Source organism: Demequina sp. (assembly GCF_047975725.1).
Classification (GTDB): Bacteria; Actinomycetota; Actinomycetes; order Actinomycetales; family Demequinaceae; genus Demequina.
In genome coordinates this window covers 63149-80835 of sequence record NZ_JBKEED010000003.1, presented here as the reverse complement: position 1 = coordinate 80835, position 17687 = coordinate 63149, and the positions used below count along the sequence as shown (strand labels likewise).

General features: G+C 67.4%; 20 protein-coding genes. 9 read left to right on the top strand and 11 right to left on the bottom strand.

Annotation, left to right across the window (positions count from 1 at the left end):
* The first annotated feature begins 17 nt into the window (after nt 1-17).
* Both allB and pucL read left to right on the top strand, forming a co-directional pair.
* Nucleotides 18-1379, top strand: coding sequence for an allantoinase AllB (gene allB, locus ACK5NO_RS00530; protein WP_416810707.1), 1362 nt, complete (start codon nt 18-20; stop codon nt 1377-1379).
* Nucleotides 1380-1424: 45 nt separating this feature from the next.
* Nucleotides 1425-2357, top strand: a complete 933-nt coding sequence (gene pucL, locus ACK5NO_RS00525; RefSeq protein WP_416810706.1) for a factor-independent urate hydroxylase — start codon at nt 1425-1427, stop codon at nt 2355-2357.
* Here pucL and ACK5NO_RS00520 read toward each other — a convergent pair.
* The 5 genes from ACK5NO_RS00520 to nrdH all read right to left on the bottom strand — a co-directional run bounded on the left by ACK5NO_RS00520 (nt 2354) and on the right by nrdH (nt 6409).
* On the bottom strand, nt 2354-2527 hold the full coding sequence (locus ACK5NO_RS00520; protein WP_416810705.1) for a hypothetical protein: 174 nt from the start codon (nt 2525-2527) through the stop codon (nt 2354-2356). The two genes, pucL and ACK5NO_RS00520, sit on opposite strands and share 4 nt — an antisense overlap.
* 97 nt (nt 2528-2624) lie before the next feature.
* A complete protein-coding gene (gene nrdF / locus ACK5NO_RS00515) occupies nt 2625-3599 on the bottom strand; it encodes a class 1b ribonucleoside-diphosphate reductase subunit beta (protein ID WP_416810704.1) in 975 nt (324 codons plus the stop codon).
* A gap of 35 nt (nt 3600-3634) precedes the next feature.
* Complete coding sequence (nrdE, locus tag ACK5NO_RS00510) at nt 3635-5740, bottom strand: class 1b ribonucleoside-diphosphate reductase subunit alpha (RefSeq protein WP_416810741.1); 2106 nt, start codon at nt 5738-5740, stop codon at nt 3635-3637.
* Nucleotides 5741-5760: 20 nt separating this feature from the next.
* Entirely contained in the window at nt 5761-6162 is a 402-nt protein-coding gene (gene nrdI, locus ACK5NO_RS00505) for a class Ib ribonucleoside-diphosphate reductase assembly flavoprotein NrdI (protein ID WP_416810703.1), read from the bottom strand.
* A 10-nt stretch (nt 6163-6172) separates the two neighbouring features.
* Nucleotides 6173-6409: a glutaredoxin-like protein NrdH gene (nrdH, locus tag ACK5NO_RS00500; RefSeq protein WP_416810702.1), complete on the bottom strand. Its 237-nt coding sequence runs from the start codon at nt 6407-6409 to the stop codon at nt 6173-6175.
* A 429-nt stretch (nt 6410-6838) separates the two neighbouring features.
* Between nrdH and ACK5NO_RS00495 the strand changes: the two genes are divergently transcribed.
* From ACK5NO_RS00495 to pgi, 3 genes are all read left to right on the top strand, one after another.
* On the top strand, nt 6839-8260 hold the full coding sequence (locus ACK5NO_RS00495; RefSeq protein WP_416810701.1) for an amidohydrolase family protein: 1422 nt from the start codon (nt 6839-6841) through the stop codon (nt 8258-8260).
* A gap of 20 nt (nt 8261-8280) precedes the next feature.
* Nucleotides 8281-8559, top strand: a complete 279-nt coding sequence (locus ACK5NO_RS00490) for a hypothetical protein (RefSeq protein ID WP_416810700.1) — start codon at nt 8281-8283, stop codon at nt 8557-8559.
* A gap of 223 nt (nt 8560-8782) precedes the next feature.
* Nucleotides 8783-10462, top strand: a complete 1680-nt coding sequence (gene pgi / locus ACK5NO_RS00485) for a glucose-6-phosphate isomerase (protein WP_416810699.1) — start codon at nt 8783-8785, stop codon at nt 10460-10462.
* A gap of 276 nt (nt 10463-10738) precedes the next feature.
* On the opposite strand, the gene deoD is transcribed toward pgi, so the two are convergent.
* The 3 genes from deoD to ACK5NO_RS00470 all read right to left on the bottom strand — a co-directional run bounded on the left by deoD (nt 10739) and on the right by ACK5NO_RS00470 (nt 12988).
* On the bottom strand, nt 10739-11446 hold the full coding sequence (gene deoD / locus ACK5NO_RS00480) for a purine-nucleoside phosphorylase (RefSeq protein WP_416810698.1): 708 nt from the start codon (nt 11444-11446) through the stop codon (nt 10739-10741).
* Between the two features lie 18 nt (nt 11447-11464).
* Nucleotides 11465-12301 carry an aldo/keto reductase gene (locus tag ACK5NO_RS00475; RefSeq protein ID WP_416810697.1) on the bottom strand — a complete coding sequence of 279 codons (837 nt, stop codon included), beginning with the start codon at nt 12299-12301 and terminating at the stop codon, nt 11465-11467.
* Nucleotides 12302-12367: 66 nt separating this feature from the next.
* Nucleotides 12368-12988: a TetR/AcrR family transcriptional regulator gene (locus ACK5NO_RS00470; RefSeq protein ID WP_416810696.1), complete on the bottom strand. Its 621-nt coding sequence runs from the start codon at nt 12986-12988 to the stop codon at nt 12368-12370.
* Between the two features lie 90 nt (nt 12989-13078).
* On the opposite strand from ACK5NO_RS00470, the gene ACK5NO_RS00465 reads away from it, so the two are divergent.
* Entirely contained in the window at nt 13079-13990 is a 912-nt protein-coding gene (locus ACK5NO_RS00465) for an ATP-binding cassette domain-containing protein (protein ID WP_416810695.1), read from the top strand.
* On the top strand, nt 13987-15579 hold the full coding sequence (locus ACK5NO_RS00460) for an ABC transporter permease (RefSeq protein ID WP_416810694.1): 1593 nt from the start codon (nt 13987-13989) through the stop codon (nt 15577-15579). The genes ACK5NO_RS00465 and ACK5NO_RS00460 overlap by 4 nt, the downstream gene beginning before the upstream one ends.
* Before the next feature lie 33 nt (nt 15580-15612).
* Here the strand turns inward: ACK5NO_RS00460 and uraH are convergent, their stop codons facing one another.
* Together uraH and uraD are read right to left on the bottom strand one after the other, a co-directional pair.
* Complete coding sequence (uraH, locus tag ACK5NO_RS00455; RefSeq protein WP_416810693.1) at nt 15613-15945, bottom strand: hydroxyisourate hydrolase; 333 nt, start codon at nt 15943-15945, stop codon at nt 15613-15615.
* A complete protein-coding gene (uraD, locus tag ACK5NO_RS00450; protein ID WP_416810692.1) occupies nt 15942-16418 on the bottom strand; it encodes a 2-oxo-4-hydroxy-4-carboxy-5-ureidoimidazoline decarboxylase in 477 nt (158 codons plus the stop codon). The genes uraH and uraD overlap by 4 nt, the downstream gene beginning before the upstream one ends.
* A gap of 23 nt (nt 16419-16441) precedes the next feature.
* On the opposite strand from uraD, the gene ACK5NO_RS00445 reads away from it, so the two are divergent.
* Together ACK5NO_RS00445 and ACK5NO_RS00440 are read left to right on the top strand one after the other, a co-directional pair.
* On the top strand, nt 16442-16999 hold the full coding sequence (locus ACK5NO_RS00445; protein ID WP_416810691.1) for a nucleotidyltransferase family protein: 558 nt from the start codon (nt 16442-16444) through the stop codon (nt 16997-16999).
* 37 nt (nt 17000-17036) lie between these two features.
* The gene (locus tag ACK5NO_RS00440) at nt 17037-17207 is read left to right on the top strand and encodes a hypothetical protein (RefSeq protein ID WP_416810690.1); all 171 of its coding nucleotides are present in this window, start codon (nt 17037-17039) and stop codon (nt 17205-17207) included.
* Between the two features lie 72 nt (nt 17208-17279).
* Here the strand turns inward: ACK5NO_RS00440 and ACK5NO_RS00435 are convergent, their stop codons facing one another.
* Nucleotides 17280-17660, bottom strand: a complete 381-nt coding sequence (locus ACK5NO_RS00435) for an MmcQ/YjbR family DNA-binding protein (protein WP_416810689.1) — start codon at nt 17658-17660, stop codon at nt 17280-17282.
* Nucleotides 17661-17687: the final 27 nt, after the last annotated feature.

Sequence of the window (17687 nt, the reverse complement as noted above, 5' to 3'; positions counted from 1 at the left end):
GCCCGTATCGTCCCCTCATGAACGACTTCGACCTGGTGATTCGCGCGGACCGCGTGCTCATCGACGGCCGGTGGCGCCCCGCCGCCCTCGGTATCGCCGACGGCACCATCGTGCGCATCGGCCCTCGCCACGCCGAGTGGAGCGCGCGTGAGTACGTTTCCGTGCCGGTCGACCAGGTCTTGATGCCGGGCGTGATCGACGGCCACGTCCACGTCAACGAACCCGGCCGCGCAGAGTGGGAGGGCTACACCACCGCCACCCGTGCGGCCGCCGCTGGCGGCGTGACCACCCTCATCGACATGCCGCTGAACTCGATCCCTCCCACCACGACCGTGGCGGCGCTCGAGGCCAAACGCGCGCTGGCGGCCACCCAGGCCGGGGTCGATGTGGGTTTCTGGGGCGGGGCGATCCCCTCGAGCCTCGGCGCACTCGAGCCGCTGCACGACGCGGGCGTCTTTGGCTTCAAGGCCTTCCTGTCCCCCTCCGGAGTGGACGAGTTCCCACATCTGAGTGCGCCTCAGTTGCGTGACGCGCTCGCGGAGACGGCCTCCTTTGGCGGCGTGGTGTTGGTCCATGCGGAGGATCCGGAGCACCTCCCGCCCTTCAGCGGGAGCCGCTACTACGAGGACTTTCTCGCCTCACGCCCCGACCGGTCCGAGACCAGCGCGATCGCCTCGGTGATCTCTGCGCTGCGGGCCACGGGAGGCCGCGCGCACATCCTGCACCTGAGCTCCGCCAAGGCGCTGAACGCCATTCGTGGAGCCAAGGACGAGGGCTTGAACCTGACCGTCGAGACCTGCCCGCACTACCTATTGCTTGATGCCGACCACATCGACGACGGCGCCACCCAGTTCAAGTGCTGCCCTCCCGTGCGCGACGCCGCGAACAAGGAACTGCTGTGGCAGGCGCTCATGGACGGCACCATCGACTTTGTCGCCTCCGACCACTCCCCCGCGCCCGCTGAGTTCAAACTCGATGGCGACTTTGGGCGCGCATGGGGCGGCATCTCAGGACTTCAGGTGATGCTCGCGGCGGTCGCCAGCGGAGCCCGGGACCGCGACATCCCGCTCGCGACCGCATTGACGTGGCTCACCGCCAAGCCCGCCGAGTTCTTGGGGCTCGACGACAAGGGCGTGATCCGCGAGGATGCGCGCGCGGACCTGGTGACCTTTGCTCCTGACCGTTCGTGGACCGTCGACCCCGGCTCGCTCGAGCACCGCCACCCGGTGTCGGCCTTCGGCGGGCGCACGCTGACCGGTCAGGTTGATCGCACCTGGGTGGGCGGGGCCCAGGCGTTCCCGCATGTGGACGAAGACCCGCTGCCCGGCCGGCTGCTGGTCCGCGCGGGCACCCAGGCGCCGGCCACCGCGAGCGCCTGACAGACCACGGTTGTGGGGTCACCGCCCCGCTGAGGAGAGGACACCATGGGCATCACGCTGGGAGACCACCAATACGGCAAGGCGGAGAACCGGATCGTGAGGATCGTGCGGGACAGCCCCCGCCACGAGATCCGCGACCTCAACGTCTCCACGTGCCTGCGAGGCGGCTTCGACGCCGCCCACCTCACGGGCGACCAGGGTGCAGTGCTCCCCACCGACACCCAAAAGCAGACGGCGTACGCGTTCGCCAAGACGGTGGGCACGGACTCACTGGAGCGCTACGCGCTCGCGCTCGCCCGCCACTTTGTCAACGACGTGGAGCCGGTCAGTGCCGCTCGCGTCGAGGTCGAGGAGTACGCCTGGGTGCGCGTGAGCGTCCCAGTCCCCGGCAGCGCCGATGCGGGTGAGACCACCGAGCACGACCACACCTGGGTGCGTTCGGGCCAAGAGGTCCGCACCCTCGCGGTGACCGTCGAGGCCGATGGCGGGACCTGGATCACGGGCGGCCTCAAGGACCTGGTGATCCTCAAGTCCACGGGCTCGGAGTTTCACGGCTTCCTCGAAGACGAGTACACGGTACTGGAGCCCACCACCGACCGCATCATGGCGACGTCGCTCGTGGCGAAGTGGCGTTTTGGCGACGTCGACGCGCAGGCGCTCGACTTTGACGCGGTCTATGCCGCCGCGCGTCGAGCGCTGGTGACGACCTTTGCCCACCACCACTCGCTGGCGCTCCAGCAGACCCTGTACGAGATGGGCAAGGCCGTCCTTGAGGCGGTGCCGGAGCTGGTCGAGGTGCGCCTGTCCGCCCCCAACAAACACCACTTCCTGTACGACCTCGGCCGGTTCGGGATCGACAACCCCGGCGAGGTGTTCCATGCCGACGACCGGCCCTACGGGCTCATTCAGGCGAGCGTGATCCGGGACGACGCGCCCGATGCCGGGCCCGCGTGGCAGCAATACAGCGGGTTGGTCTAGCGGGTACGCAGGTTCTTGGCGAGTGTCTTGAAGCGCTCGCCGTCGTCTTGCGTGACTGTCACCGTGACCGCTCCGGTCGCGCTGACGCGCACATCGGACACCACGCCGGACTTGCCGCGGTGGGTTCCCCCGACCACGTCGCAGCGCTCGCCGTTCTTGACGTCTGTCATGTGCGAATCGTCCCACGCGGAGGCCTCGGCGCACGTGAGTGAACGCACCAGTGGCCCCGCACCGAACCGGTGCGGGGCCACTGCGTGACGCAACGGACTAGAAGTTCCAGTCGTCGTCCGTGGTCTCCTCGTGCTTGCCGATCACGTAGGACGAGCCCGACCCCGAGAAGAAGTCGTGGTTCTCGTCAGCGTTGGGCGACAGCGCCGACAGGATCGCCGGGCTGACATCGCACACGTTCGACGGGAACAGCGCCTCGTAACCCAGGTTCATGAGGGCCTTGTTGGCGTTGTAGTGCAGGAACTTCTTGACGTCCTCCGCCATGCCAAGACCGTCGTAGAGGTCGTGCGTGTACTGGACCTCGTTCTCGTAGAGGTCATACAGCAGGTTGAAGGTGTAGTCCTTGAGCTCCTCGCGGCGCTCGGGGGTCTCCCTCTCCAAGCCCTTCTGGAACTTGTACCCGATGTAGTACCCGTGCACGGCCTCGTCACGGATGATCAGGCGGATCATGTCTGCCGTGTTCGTGAGCTTGGCTCGGCTGGACCAGTACATGGGCAGGTAGAAGCCCGAGTAGAACAAGAACGACTCGAGCAGGGTCGAGGCCACCTTGCGCTTGAGCGCGTCATCACCGTGGTAGTAGCGCAGGATGATGTCAGCCTTGCGCTGCAGGTTCTGGTTCTCGGTCGACCAGCGGAACGCGGCGTCGATCTCCGGCGTCGAGCACAGCGTCGAGAAGATCGACGAGTAGCTCTTGGCGTGCACCGACTCCATGAACGCGATGTTGGTGTACACCGCCTCCTCGTGAGGCGTGAGCGCATCGGGGATGAGTGACACGGCGCCGACCGTGCCCTGGATCGTGTCGAGCAGGGTCAGACCCGTGAACACGCGCATGGTGAGCGTCTGCTCCTCAGGCGTGAGCGTGCTCCACGACTGGACGTCACCGGAAATCGGCACCTTCTCAGGCAACCAGAAGTTCGCGGTGAGTCGGTTCCACACCTCGACGTCCTTGTCATCCTGGATACGGTTCCAGTTGATGGCGTCCACGTGGCTGACGAGCGTCAGCTTCTCTGTCATGTCTGTTCCCTCTTCGACGTGTCCTGTTGCGGCGGCTACAGCATGCAGCTGACGCAGCCGTCGACCTCGGTGCCCTCGAGCGCGAGCTGTCGGATGCGAATGTAGTAGATGGTCTTGATGCCCTTGCGCCACGCGTAGATCTGCGCGCGGTTAATGTCACGCGTGGTCGCGGTGTCCGGGAAGAACAGCGTCAGGGAAAGTCCCTGGTCCACGTGCTGGGTCGCGGCCGCGTACGTGTCGATGATCTTGTCGGGGCCAATCTCGTACGCGTCCGCGAAGTACTCGAGGTTGTCGTTGTTCATGAAGGGCGCCGGGTAGTACACACGACCCAACTTGCCTTCCTTGCGGATCTCAATCTTCGAGGCGATCGGGTGGATCGACGAGGTCGAGTTGTTGATGTACGAGATCGAACCGGTCGGCGGCACGGCCTGGAGGTTCTGGTTGAAGATGCCGTGTTCCTGGACCGAGGCCTTGAGCTCACGCCAGTCGTCCTGCGTGGGGATCGCGATGCCGGCATCGGCGAACAGCTCCGCCACTCGCTCCGTCGCGGGCACCCACTCCTGGTCGGTGTACTTGTCGAAGAACTCGCCCGAGGCGTACTTCGAGTCCTCGAAGCCCTCGAAAGCCGTCCCCTGCTCGATCGCGATCTTGTTGGAGGCCTGGATCGCGTGGAACAGCACCGTGTAGAAGTAGATGTTCGTGAAGTCGACGCCCTCCTCGGATCCGTAGTGGATCCGCTCGCGGCCCAGGTAGCCGTGGAGGTTCATCTGGCCCAGGCCGATTGCGTGCGCACGGTCGTTACCGAACCGGATCGACGGTACCGAGTCGATGGACGACTGGGTGGACACCGCGGTGAGGCCGCGCACGGCGATCTCGACAGTCTGGGCAAGGTTGCCGCCGTCCATCGAGGTGGCAATGTTCATCGAACCGAGGTTGCACGAGATGTCCTTGCCCACCTCGGCGTAGGTCAGGTCCTCGTTGAAGCGCGAGGGGGTATTGACCTGCAGGATCTCGGAGCACAGGTTGGACATGTTGATGCGACCCTTGACCGGGTTGGCCTTGTTCACCGTGTCCTCGAACACGATGTAGGGGTAGCCCGACTCAAACTGCAACTCGGCAACGGTCTGGAAGAACAGTCGCGCCGAGATCTTGGTCTTGCGGATCCGCGAGTCGTCGACCATCTCGTGGTACTTCTCGGTGATCGAGATGTCGCCGAACGGCACGCCGTAGACGCGCTCGACGTCGTAGGGGCTGAACAGGTACATGTCTTCGTTGTTGCGCGCGAGCTCGAAGGTGACGTCCGGCACCACGATGCCCAGCGAGAGCGTCTTGATACGGATCTTCTCGTCAGCGTTCTCACGCTTGGTGTCCATGAACTTCATGATGTCGGGGTGGTGCGCGGACAGGTACACCGCTCCCGCTCCCTGACGCGCGCCCAACTGGTTGGCGTAGGTGAAGGAGTCTTCGAGCAGCTTCATCACGGGGATGATGCCCGAGGACTGGTTCTCGATGTGCTTGATGGGCGCACCAGACTCACGGATGTTCGACAGCGACAGGGCCACACCGCCGCCACGCTTGGACAGCTGCAGTGCGGAGTTGATCGAACGGCCGATCGACTCCATGTTGTCCTCGATACGGAGCAGGAAGCACGAGACGAACTCGCCGCGTTGGGCCTTGCCCGCGTTGAGGAAGGTGGGCGTGGCCGGCTGGAAGCGGCCGGAAACGATCTCGTCGACCAGCTTGTTCGCGAGGTCCTTGTCACCGGCGGCGAGCGTGAGGGCGACCATCACCACGCGGTCCTCGTAGCGCTCAAGGTAACGCTGACCGTCGAAGGTCTTGAGCGTGTAAGAGGTGTAGTACTTGAACGCGCCCAAGAAGGTCGGGAAGCGGAACTTCTTGGCGTAGGCGCGGTCCGTGATCTCCTGCAAGAACGCGTCGTCGTACTGAGCGAGCACTCCGGGCTCGTAGTACTTCTTCTCCACCAGGTAGTCCAGGCGCTCCTTGAGCGAGTGGAAGAACACGGTGTTCTGGTTGACGTGCTGAAGGAAGTACTCCCGGGCTGCCTCACGGTCCTTGTCGAACTGGATGCGGCCGTCGGTGTCGTACAGGTTCAACATGGCGTTGAGCGAGTGGTAGTCCATGCCCGTGCGGGGGGCGTCGATCACAGTTGCTTCCACAGCGATTCCAATCCATTGCGGACGGCGTCCACGTCGTCCGGCGTTCCAAAGAGCTCAAACTTGTACAGGTGCGGCACCTTGCACTTGGCGGCGACGATGTCACCGGCAATGCAATAGGCGGCACCAAAGTTGGTGTTGCCCGCGCTGATCACGCCCCGGATGAACGAGCGATTGTGCTCGTCGTTCAGGAACTTGATGACCTGCTTGGGCACGGCTCCGCGGTCGTTGCCGCCGCCGTAGGTCGGGAGGACCAGCACATAGGGCTCGTCCACGGTGAGGGGTTCCTCGGTGGGGTACAGCGGGATTCTGTCCGCTGGCACACCTAGCTTCTCGACGAACCGGTGGGTGTTGCCGGAGGTCGAACTGAAGTAGACCAGCGAAGCCACGAAGGCTCCGTTAGGACGCGACCCGCTCGGCCAGCGCCGCGATGCGGTCGGGCTGGAAGCCAGACCAGTGCTCGTCTCCGGCGATGACGACGGGTGCCTGCAGGTATCCGAGCTCCATGACCGTCTTGTAGGCGTCCTCGTCCATGGTGACGTCGAAGATCTCGAACTCGAGTTCCGCACGCTCCAGCGCCTTCTTGGTGGCCGTGCACTGAACACACTGGGGCTTGGAGTAAACCGAGATCGTCATGGGGACTTTCCTTTCAGAGGGTGTTGAGCGAGGCCGAACGGGCACCACTATATCTAGGGGTCGCCCAGAATGCACACCACTAGATGGTGTGTCTGTCCACAATTTTGTACACATCCCCTGTGGAGATCCTGTGCACGACACGTGGGGCCTGGGGACGACACGCCCGAGCCTGTGCGGACACGCCGAAGACTGGTGCGACTTGTCCGATTTTCAGTTGTCTTCGCAGGCTATAACCGACCTCTGACATCGCCGGGCGAGCAGGCGCATCGGCCATGTAACCGTGCCGAAACGCACAGCGGCTACCGTAGAGATGCGCGGCACACGTGCGCCCGGGACCACGTCCAGGGCGCGCCTCGGCCGGCCCCGGGCGCCCACCGGAGGAACGGGCGAGGACGGGCTGACCGCCCGGCCCGAGGAGAAGGGCACCCCATGTCCCACCCCATGTCCACCGCGCGGGTGTACCGCGCACACATCTTCCACATCGCAGGCTCACCCACCCAGGGCAGCGCCGCCGCGAACCTAGCGTCGATTCCCGACGGGGCACTCGTCGTGGACGACAGCGGCCGCGTCGCCTGGACCGGCCCCTTCGCGGACCTTCCAGCGCAATGGGCCGACTCGCCCGTCACCCGCGCCGACTACCTGCTGCCCGGCTTCATTGACGCCCACATTCACTACCCCCAGGCGTACGCGACGGCCGCCCACGGCGGCGGCCAACTGCTCGAATGGCTCGACCACTGCATCTTCCCCACCGAGGGTCAATACGCCGACCCCGACTTCGCCGACCGCGCGGCGCGCTACTTCACGCGCCGCCGATTGGCAGCGGGCTCCACTGCCGCGATGGTGTTCGGCTCGGCCTTCCCCGTCGCCCAAGATGCCCTCTACCGCCACACCCTTGCCGCGGGCCTGCGAGTGGTCTCCGGCAGGGGCGTGCAAACGGTGGGGCCAGCAACCGCATCGGCCCTCATCACCGGCGAGAGCGAAGCGATCGACCTGGTCGCCGACGAGATCGACCGCTGGCACGCCGTCGACACCGGCGACCCACGCACCGCGCGTATCCAGGTGGGCATCGTGCCACGCTTCTCGCTGTCGGTGACCCCCACCACGCTGGCCGCGATGGGCGAACTGTACGAGGAGGTCCGCGGGCGCGGCGTGTACTTCCACTCGCACCTCAACGAGAACAACCGCCCCGGCGACGGCGAGATCGCCGCCGTGCTCGGCACGTACGGCGTGGACACCTACCTGGACACGTACGACGGGCTGTTCCTGCCCGGCTCACGCCGCGGCGGCGCCTCCCTATTGGGACGCCGCTCGGTGCTCGCGCACGGCGTGCACTCGCAGGACAGTGAGCTGGCGCGCATGGCAGACACGGGCACCTCGATCGCCCACTGCCCCACCTCGCAACTGTTCCTGGGATCAGGGACGATGCCGTGGCGGCGCACGCTCGATGCTGGGGTGACCGTGGCGCTCGGCACCGACATTGGCGCGGGCGATGAATGGCTCATCTCGCGAGTGGCGGGCGACTGCTACAAGGTCCACATCTCCGAGGACGGCGAGTCCGGCATCGCTCTGCACCCCGCCGAACTGCTGTATGCGGCAACCCTCGCGGGCGCGCGCGCCTTAGATATGGAGCATGCGTTCGGCAATCTCGACACCGGCAAGGACGCGGACTTCCTGCTGATCGACAAGGACCTGTGGGAGCCGCTGCACGGCATGCTCACCATGGGAATCCGCTCCGACGACGAGGACGAGGCCACCCTGGAGGAGCTGTTCACGCTGCTGGTGGGGCTCCGACAGCCCGCGATTCGGGAGGTCTACGTGCAAGGGCGCCGGGCCGTCGCTCCGCCGTTGTAGCGCGTGAGAGGATTCCGGCCATGGCAGTAGTCACCGACCGCATCCGCGAGCGCGCGATCGAGGACTTTGGCGCGGACTCCCCGCAGATTCTGGGGGCCCTCGAGCGCCTGGGAGTGAGCGGCAGTGTCGACCCCGAGCGCGTGCACGCGGCCGTGCTCATCGCGGCGCGCGGCTCGCGCACGGTGTTCACCGACGCCCTTGAGCACGCCGAGTCCGACTGGCGCGACCTCCTCGACCGGGCCGGGCTGGCCGATGCGGGGTGGGCCGACGCGGTGACCGCCCACTTCGGCACCCCCTAGCCCCGTAGCCCCCACCCCTTCCCGTCAAGTGGATCCATTTGGCGGTGGTGAGGGCGTCCCAAACTCAGCAAATGGATCCATCTGCTCGGGCAGGGGGCGCCCGCTCACGAGGAAAATGGATCCATTTGACGGAAGAGGGGGCGGGGGCGGGGGGCGGCGAGCAACGAGCCCGCACCCCAAGGTCCCGCAGACACCGAAGCCATACCCGACTAGCCTGGACGCTGTGAACGCACCCATCGATGCCACGACCACGTCCGCCTGGGCCGAGCTCACCTCCCACCAGGAGGGCTTCACCCCCGATCTGCGCGGCTGGTTCGCCGCCGACCCGGGCCGCGTCGAGCGCCTGAGCCTGCCGCTCGCGGACCTGCACGTCGACCTGTCCAAGAACCTCGTTACCGACGAGATCCTCGCGAGCCTCGTCAAGCTCGCCCAGGAGACCGACGTCCTGGGCCGCTACCAGGCCATGCTCGCGGGTGAGCACATCAACACCACCGAGGACCGTGCCGTGCTGCACACCGCGCTGCGTCGCCCCGCGGGCGCCGAGCCCGCCCTCGTGGTCGACAGCCAGAACGTGGACGAGGACGTCCAAGAGGTCCTCGGTCGTGTCGCCGAGTTCGCCGATCGTGTGCGCTCCGGTGAGTGGCGGGGCATCACCGGCAAGAAGGTCGAGACCATCGTCAACATCGGCATCGGCGGCTCCGACCTGGGCCCCGTGATGGTCTACGAGGCACTCGAGCCCTACGCGAACGCCGGGATCTCCGCGCGCTTCGTGTCGAACATCGACCCCACCGACATGGGCCAGAAGGTCAAGGGCCTGGACCCCGAAACCACGCTGTTCATCGTCGCGTCCAAGACCTTCACCACGCTCGAGACGCTCACCAACGCGCGCCTGGCTCGCACGTGGCTGTGGGAGTCCCTCGCCGCCGCCGGCGTCTCCGTCGGCACCGACGACGAGAAGGCCGATGCGGTCGCACACCACTTCGTGGCCGTCTCCACCGCGCTCGACAAGGTTGCCGACTTCGGCATCGACCCCACCAACGCCTTCGGGTTTTGGGACTGGGTGGGCGGACGCTACTCGGTCGACTCGGCCATTGGCCTGTCGCTCGCGGTCGCGCTCGGCCCCGACGTCTTTGGCGAGCTCCTCGAGGGCTTCCACGCCGTCGACCAGCACGTCGCCGAGACCCCGCTCGAGAAGAACGTGCCCATCCTCATGGGTCTGCTCAACATTTGGTACGTCAACTTCTTGGGTTCGCAGTCGCACGCCGTGCTGCCCTACGCCCAGCAGCTGCACCGCTTCGCCGCCTACCTGCAGCAGCTCACCATGGAGTCCAACGGCAAGTCCGTGCGCTGGGACGGCTCCCCCGTCACCACCGAGACCGGCGAGATCTTCTGGGGCGAGCCCGGCACCAACGGCCAGCACGCGTTCTACCAGCTCATTCACCAGGGCACCAAGCTGATCCCGGCGGACTTCATCGCCGTCGTGAACCCGGCCTATGCCCTCAAGGACGGCGAGCAGGACGTCCACGCGCTGTTCCTAGCCAACTTCCTCGCGCAGACCAAGGCTCTCGCGTTCGGCAAGACCTCCGCAGAGGTCGAGGCGGAGGGCACCACCGGCGCCCTCGTGGCGGCACGCACCTTCGCCGGCAACAAGCCGACGACGTCGATCTTCGCCCCGTCCCTCACCCCCGCCGTGCTGGGCCAGCTCATCGCGCTGTACGAGCACATCACCTTTGCGCAGGGCGTGATCTGGGGCATCAACTCCTTCGACCAGTGGGGCGTCGAGCTGGGCAAGAAGCTCGCGCTCGAGATCGCCCCCGCCATCGAGGGCGACGATGCGGCACTCGCCGCCCAGGACGCTTCCACTCAGGCGCTCATCGCCTACTACCGCGCACACCGCGCGTAGGCCTTATACGTACGAGGGGCGCCCGGCCGTATTGGCCGGGCGCCCCTCGTACGTCTCAGCAACGTGGCTCCAGGTTCAACCCGCCCCGCCGCACCCCGCCGCACCCCGCCGCACCCCGCCGCACCCCACCGCTGACAGTTTCGAACACTCCGAGATGTCGCGCACGGCGTGTCGCGCCTGAATGCCCGTATCGACCGGGGTGTCGCCGCAGAGATGTTCGAAACTGTCGGGGCGGGGGGGAAACGAAGGGCGGGCGGGGGTCGAGAGCCTGCGCCCCTAGCGCGTCAGCGCCCCCAGCGCGACCGAGACCATCGCCTCGAACGTCCGCTCACGGTCGTCGGAACTGAGCGAGTCGCCGCGCACCACGTGGTCGGAGATGGTCGCGATCATGAGCGCCTCGACGCCCTCGGCGGCCGCGACCGCGTACAGCGCGGCGGCCTCCATCTCGACCGCGAGAGTGCCGTAGGCCGCCAGGCGCGGCACCAGGGTCGGGTCCGGGTGGTAGAACGCATCGGAGGTCAGCACGGGCCCCACGCGCAGGGGCGCACCGACGGCATCGGCGTGGTCGGCGGCCGCGCGCAGTAGTGCGAACGACGGCGCGTGCGAGTAATTCACCCCTGGCAGTCGGTGGACCGTCATCGCCGAATCGGTGTGGGCCGCGGACGCCGCGATCACGTCGCCGAGCTGCAGGTCGGGGTGGATGCCGCCGGCCGTGCCCACGCGCACCAAGCGGCGCACGCCGTAGTGCCGGATGAGCTCCGTCGCGTAGATGGTCGCCGACGGCATACCCATGCCAGTCGCCATGACGGACATGGGGCGCCCCTGGTAGGTGCCGGTGTAGCCGAGGATGCCGCGCACGTCGGTCACGAGCGACGCATCGTCGAGGAAGGTCTCGGCAATGAGCTTCGCGCGCCGGGGGTCGCCGGGCAGGAGGATGTCGGGGGCGAAGGCGCCGTCGGGCGCGGAGATGTGAGGAGTAGGCATCCCCCGAGCGTAGACCGCTCAGGAGGGGTTGAAGGTGTCCGGGTCCGGCCCCTGACGCCCCATCGCCCCGCGGTCGAGGGCGTCGATCCGCGCCATGTCCTCCTCGGACAGCCCGAAGTCAAAGATCTGGAAGTTCTCTTCCATGCGCTCACGGTGCATCGACTTGGGGAACACGATGTCGCCACGCTGAAGGTGCCAGCGCAACACCACCTGCGACGGCGCTCGGCCCAGGGTCGCGGCGATGTCCTGCACCTCGGGGTCAGCGACGGCCTCTCCGCGCGCGAGCGGACCCCATGCCTCGACCGCGATGCCGTGCGCATGCGACGCGTCGCGCGCACCCTCGTTGCGGAAGAACGGATGCACCTCGATCTGGTTGACCACCGGCGCGACGCCAGTGGCGGTGATGATCTGCTCGAGGTGATCGGGCTGGAAGTTGGACACCCCAGCCGACGTCAGCCGCCCGTCCTCCACGAGTTCGAGCATGGCCTTCCAGGTCGACACGAAGTCGCCGTCGTACAGACCCGGCAGCGGCCAGTGGATGAGGAACAAGTCAAGGCGGTCAAGGCGCAACTTCTCGAGCGTCTCGTCGAACGAGCTGAGCACGTCGTCGCGACGGTGCTTCGAATTCGCCAGCTTCGAGGTCACGTAGATCTCGTCGCGAGCGATCCCCGACGCCACAATCGCTTCCCCCACGCCCGCCTCGTTGCCGTAGCCCTGCGCCGTGTCGATGTGCCGGTAGCCCACCTCAAGCGCCGTGGCGACCGTGGCGGCGGTCTCCTCCGGCGGCACCTTGAACGTGCCGAAGCCCAGTTGGGGGATGGTCGTGCCGTCGTGGAGCGTCACTTTTCCTGTCATGGTCAGGCCAACCCGCGCATCGGCGCTGTGATTCCCCCCACCCACACGAAGGGCCGATGCGCCCGCTCACCGAGCGGCCAGGTACCCGTCAATCACGGGTCCCATCTGGTCGAGGATCACCTCGCGCTCGATGGCGACGGCCGGCGGAAGTTGGAGCACGTGACGGGTGAGGGCGAGACCGATGAGATGGGAGGACACGAGAACCATGGCAGTGTTCGGCACTAGCGGCGGCGTCACGTGCTCGTCATTGGCGCCGCCCCCTTCGGGCCCGCGCGTCAGCACTGCGGTGATCAGTCGCATGAGCGAGGCTTGCGTCCGGCCCGAGGCCACCGCGGTGCGCACGAGCGCGAGAAGGATGGGCATGGTGTCCGGGTCTTCCCACAGCGACAGGTAGTCGGCGACGATGCGGCGGCCGTCACCAGGGCCAGCGTTGCTGAGGATGGCACGCAGCGTCGCGGCAGCGGGGGTCCGGTCCACCACCGTGGCGATGAACATCCCTTCTTTGTCGCCGAACCAATGGCGGATCATTGCCGGGTCTGTGCCCGCCTGGTGTGCGACGGCACGCATCGTGGTGCGGTCGTACCCGTGCTCCGCGAAGAGTGCTTGCGCGGCATCCAGGATGGACTCTCGGGTGCTCGGGTCGCCTGGACGGCGGCCACGGCGCGGGAACTGCTCCGGGGTGTCCATGCTGGCATGCTAGCGCGACTGGTTGCGCAATTCCACAGGTGGGGAGTTGAATGGTGCTGAGCATTCCGCAACGTTGAAACGAGGCCGACCATGACCGCCCCCTCCCCTGCCATCGAGGTCGAGTCCCTCGTGAAGTCATTCGGCAAGTTCCAGGCGTTGGGGGGCGTCGACCTTACGGTGGCCGAAGGCGAGATCCACGGCTTCCTTGGCCCCAACGGTGCGGGAAAGTCGACGACCATCCGGGTGCTGCTCGGGCTGCTGAAGGCCGACTCCGGCACAGTGCGTTTGCTCGGCGGCGACCCGTGGAAGGACGTCGTGGCCCTGCACCGCCGCCTGGCCTACGTCCCGGGCGATGTGTCGCTGTGGCCCGGCATGACCGGCGGCGAGGCGATCGACCTGCTCGGCAGCCTGCGCGGCAGCCTCGACGAGGCGCGCCGCACCGAGCTCATCGACCGCTTCGAGCTCGACACCACCAAGCGCGGCCGCCAGTACTCAAAGGGCAACAAGCAAAAGGTCGCGCTGGTCGCGGCGCTCGCCTCGGACGCGGAACTCCTGATTCTCGACGAGCCCACCAGCGGCCTCGACCCGCTCATGGAACAGGTGTTTCAGCAGACCATCCACGAGGCGAAGGAGCGCGGCGTCACCGTCCTGCTCAGCAGCCACATCATGTCCGAGGTGGAGACCCTGACCGACCGCCTGAGCATCATCCGCGACGGGGTGATCGTGCAGACCGGCACGCTCGATCAGCTGCGCACGGACACCCGCACGTCCATCGCGGTGACGCTCGCCCAAGTGCCACCGGCCGATGCGCTCGCGGGGCTTTCCGACGTGACCGTCACCGGGCAGCGCCTCACCGCCACGGTCGAGCCTGCGCGCATCGGCGAGGCGATGGCGGTGCTTGGCGCCTACGGGATGACAGGTCTGACGGTGGAGCCGGCCAGCCTTGAGAGCCTGTTCCTGCGCCTGTATGACGAGGCGAAGCCGGCGAAGGCGCAGCCGTGAACGCCACCGTCGGCACGCGCACCCTGCTGCCGGTCTCGCTCGAACACCATCGCCTGCTCATCGCTCCGTGGGCCGCGCTGGTCACGGCGCTTTCGGTGTCGTCGGTGCTGGTGTACCCGTGGGTGTTTCCCGACCCCGCCGACCGCGAGGGGCTTCAACAGGCCGTCGCGGCCAACCCGGCGATCGGGCTGATCTTTGGCCCACCTGGTGACCTCATGACCACCGACGGCTTCAACGCGTGGCGTGTCCTCGCGCTCGGCGGATTCCTCGCGGCGATGGGCGCCATCCTCACCGTGATTCGCGCCACCCGCGGGCAGGAGGACTCGGGGCAGGCGGAACTCTTCGCGTCGGGCGTGCTGGGCCGTTCCGCGCGGTTGCTGACCGGTGTCGCCATGGCGCTCATCGGCGGCCTCGCGGTGGGCGTGCTGTCCGCGCTGCTGACGATCTTGTGTGGAGGCGGCGTCGCCAACACCCTGCTGCTGTCCGCGACCTTCACCGTCACCGCGTGGATGTTCGCTGGCGTCGCTGCCGTGGCCGCTCAGATTGGCGCCGACGCCCGCACGTCGAACACCATCGCCATCTCGACGCTCGGCGTGTTGTTCATCCTGCGCGGCTTCGCCTACTCGATCGAGGCCCCCGCGTGGGCGATCTGGATCAACCCGTTGGGCTGGATGCAAGAGACTTCGCCGTCGGGCGACAACCTCTGGTGGCCGCTCGCGCTCGGGGCCGCTTTCGCGGCAGTACTGCTCGCCACCGCCTTTGCACTTGAGACCCGGCGGGACTTCGGGCAGGGCCTCATCAAGCCAGGACCTGGCCCCGACCGCGGTCGCGCCCGCAGCCCTTGGGGCCTCGCGTGGCGCCTCAACCGGGGACTCGCGCTGGGGTGGACGCTCGCGTTTGTCCTGTTGGGATTCGTGTTCGGGTACTTCGCGACGTCCATCACGGAACTGATCTCCGCCGACAGCCCCATGGCATTGGCGCTCGCGGGCGGGGACGTGAGCGCACAAGCCCTGGTTGCAGCGTTCGTGGTGATGATCCTGTCGATGATCGGTATCTTCGCGGCCATCCCGAGCGTCCAGGTCATGTTGCGCGTGCGCAGCGAGGAGATGGAGGACCGCCTCGAGCCGGTGCTCGCCACCGCCGTGGCCCGCCCCCGCTACTACGCCGCCAACGTCGCGCTCTCCCTCGCCCTACCGGTGGCCTACCTGGCCATTGCCGGGCTCGTGGTCGCCACTCTCACGTCGGGCTCGGACCTGGGCGTTGACTTTGGCGACGTGTGGTTCCAGGCCATGACCATCGTGCCAGCGACGTGGACCATCGTCGCGGTGTCCGTGCTCGTGGTGGGCGCCCGCCCCCGCGTGGCCGTCGCTGCGTGGGCGGGGGTGGCCGCATCGTTCATCCTGACCCTGCTGGGCCCATCGTTCAAACTGCCCGACTGGGCGCTCGGCATCAGCCCGGTGTGGCACGTGCCGGACATCCTGCTCCCGGATCCGGACTGGACCGGGCTGTGGTGGGTGTCGCTGTTCACGCTCGGATTCGTGCTCCTCGGCTTCGCCGGATTCAGGCGCCGGGACCTCGCGGTCGAGTAGGACCGATGCAAGGGCTGGCTCGCGCCCGCGCGCTCAGCTGCCGCGGTAGGTCGAATAGGCGAAGGGGCTCAGCAGCAGCGGCACGTGATAGTGCTCTCCCCCGCTGATCTCGAAGGCGATGACCACCTCCGGGTAGAAGGTGCGGGTATCGCGAGCCGCAAAGTACATCCCGGTGTCGAACCGCACCTGGTAGATGCCATCGTCGAGGCGCTCGGGGCCAAGGTCGCTCACGCGCCCGTCGCCGTCCGTGACGCCCGAGGCGAGCGGCTCCCAGCCCTCGCCCCCGCGCACCGACAGCGTGACGGCCACGCCCGCCGCGGGCGTGCCGTCGACGGCGTCCAGCACGTGGGTGGTGACGAAGCTCATGAACCTTCTCCTGCCTGGAACACCTGGTGCAGCCGCAAGGCCGCGATCTCGCGCAACTGGTCGGCGACTTCCTCGGTCTCCACGCCGGGGTCGTTGAGCAGCCGGCGGTCGAGTTCCCTGAGGATCTCGCGCCGGTCCCGTCCCGCCGCGCGAATCAGGAACACGCGGCCGAACTGCGCCTCGTAGCGTTCGTTGCCGTCACGCAATGCATCGTCAAGTTGGGCGTCGGCGTCGTCGCTCGCGGCCTGCTCGGCGCGGCTGAACTTCGCCTCCGCGCTCTCCCCTGCTGCGCGCTCGCCGATGCGCGGGTGGGCCGCGAGCGCCTGGTCGATCTCGGCCTCGCTCAGCGGGGTGGCGACGTCCAATGCGGCGGCAACCAGCGCATCGGCGCTGTCAAATTCCCTGCCAGCCAGCGCATCGGCCACCCGCGGGACCCGCAGGCATTCCAAGAGTTGGTCTCGCTCACACCTCATGCGCCCATCGTAGGGTGAGGGTCATGGATGTCACAGGGGTGGTGTTGGCCGCGGGTGCGGGATCGCGGGCGGGCGGCCCCAAAGCGCTGCGGACGGACACGGACGGAACGCCGTGGCTGCATCAGGCCTGCGTCGCACTGCGGGACGCGGGGTGCCGCGAGGTCATCGCGGTCCTGGGCGCTGCGGCAGATGAGGCGGCCGCTCTCGTCCCTCGCGGCGCGCTGCCGGTCATCGCGACCGACTGGGAGCTCGGGCAGTCCGAGTCCCTCAAGGTGGGACTCGCGGCGGCTGCAACCTCGTCGGCCGATGCGGTGCTCGTCACCCTCGTCGACCTGCCCGAGCAGTCGGCGGCGGCCGCGCAGCGCGTGCTCGAGGCGGGAGCAGACGACCCGCGCGGCCTGCTTGCACGCGCCCACTTCGACGGCGAGCCCGGCCACCCCGTGCTCATCGGCCGCGACCACTGGCGCGACCTCGCGGCCACGCTTCACGGCGACACGGGCGCCAAGGAGTACCTGCGCGACCACCTGGTAGTCGAGGTGGACTGCACGGACCTGGGCGGCGGCGCAGATGTCGACGCGTGATGATCGGCGCATACTGGTGCGGACGGGGGAGGTCACCATGTACGTAGGCGTGAAGTGGCTGGCGTTCGCTGCGGCGCTGATCTGGCTCGGGTCAGTTGCGATGTCCGGGTGGTGGCAGACGGCGGTCATTGTGGCGGGCAACGTGGCGCTGGTCCACGGGACCGTGTCCATCGTGATCGAGTGGCGCATCCGCCACCGGTTCGCGTAGACCTCGCCCACTTTGAGTCGCGGCGTGCGCCCTGCGCGCCGCTGAGGCCCGCCGGTGGGGCTCACCCGCGTGTCAGCCCTGACCGAAGGTGTCCGGGTCGACGGGCCTGTCACGCTTGGGCAGGCCCGCGACCACCAGCAAGTAGGACTCTGTGACGAGGTCGCGCACGAACTCCTCGTCGAGCGACCCTCCCCCGTGCAGCGAGATCCAGTGCTTCTTGTTCATGTGCCAGCCAGGGGTGATGTCGGCGTAGGCCTCTCGGAGGGCGTAGGAGTCCTCGGGGCGAGCTTTGAGGTTCACAACCGGCTCGCCGTGGACATACGTGAGGAGCGCGAACATCTTGCCGTGGACCTTGTAGACGTCGGCCTCGTCGCCAAAGGGATGAGTCAGCACGCTGCCCGGCAGTTCGAGCGCACGCTCGGCCGCGATTGCCTGCACGGTCTCGCCATCCATCGCACCACTGTGCCAGACCGGCGGGCC

Bases quoted from the DNA above. Each gene is read 5' to 3' on its own strand.
- ACK5NO_RS00465 (WP_416810695.1), top strand. From the start codon at position 13,079: ATGACCGCCCCCTCCCCTGCCATCGAGGTCGAGTCCCTCGTGAAGTCA.
- ACK5NO_RS00495 (WP_416810701.1), top strand. From the start codon at position 6,839: ATGTCCCACCCCATGTCCACCGCGCGGGTGTACCGCGCACACATCTTC.
- ACK5NO_RS00470 (WP_416810696.1), bottom strand. From the start codon at position 12,988: ATGGACACCCCGGAGCAGTTCCCGCGCCGTGGCCGCCGTCCAGGCGAC.
- nrdE (WP_416810741.1), bottom strand. From the start codon at position 5,740: ATGGACTACCACTCGCTCAACGCCATGTTGAACCTGTACGACACCGAC.
- ACK5NO_RS00475 (WP_416810697.1), bottom strand. From the start codon at position 12,301: ATGACAGGAAAAGTGACGCTCCACGACGGCACGACCATCCCCCAACTG.
- ACK5NO_RS00445 (WP_416810691.1), top strand. From the start codon at position 16,442: ATGGATGTCACAGGGGTGGTGTTGGCCGCGGGTGCGGGATCGCGGGCG.
- deoD (WP_416810698.1), bottom strand. From the start codon at position 11,446: ATGCCTACTCCTCACATCTCCGCGCCCGACGGCGCCTTCGCCCCCGAC.
- pucL (WP_416810706.1), top strand. From the start codon at position 1,425: ATGGGCATCACGCTGGGAGACCACCAATACGGCAAGGCGGAGAACCGG.
- nrdF (WP_416810704.1), bottom strand. From the start codon at position 3,599: ATGACAGAGAAGCTGACGCTCGTCAGCCACGTGGACGCCATCAACTGG.
- ACK5NO_RS00490 (WP_416810700.1), top strand. From the start codon at position 8,281: ATGGCAGTAGTCACCGACCGCATCCGCGAGCGCGCGATCGAGGACTTT.
- ACK5NO_RS00435 (WP_416810689.1), bottom strand. From the start codon at position 17,660: ATGGATGGCGAGACCGTGCAGGCAATCGCGGCCGAGCGTGCGCTCGAA.
- allB (WP_416810707.1), top strand. From the start codon at position 18: ATGAACGACTTCGACCTGGTGATTCGCGCGGACCGCGTGCTCATCGAC.
- uraD (WP_416810692.1), bottom strand. From the start codon at position 16,418: ATGAGGTGTGAGCGAGACCAACTCTTGGAATGCCTGCGGGTCCCGCGG.
- uraH (WP_416810693.1), bottom strand. From the start codon at position 15,945: ATGAGCTTCGTCACCACCCACGTGCTGGACGCCGTCGACGGCACGCCC.
- ACK5NO_RS00440 (WP_416810690.1), top strand. From the start codon at position 17,037: ATGTACGTAGGCGTGAAGTGGCTGGCGTTCGCTGCGGCGCTGATCTGG.
- ACK5NO_RS00520 (WP_416810705.1), bottom strand. From the start codon at position 2,527: ATGACAGACGTCAAGAACGGCGAGCGCTGCGACGTGGTCGGGGGAACC.
- nrdH (WP_416810702.1), bottom strand. From the start codon at position 6,409: ATGACGATCTCGGTTTACTCCAAGCCCCAGTGTGTTCAGTGCACGGCC.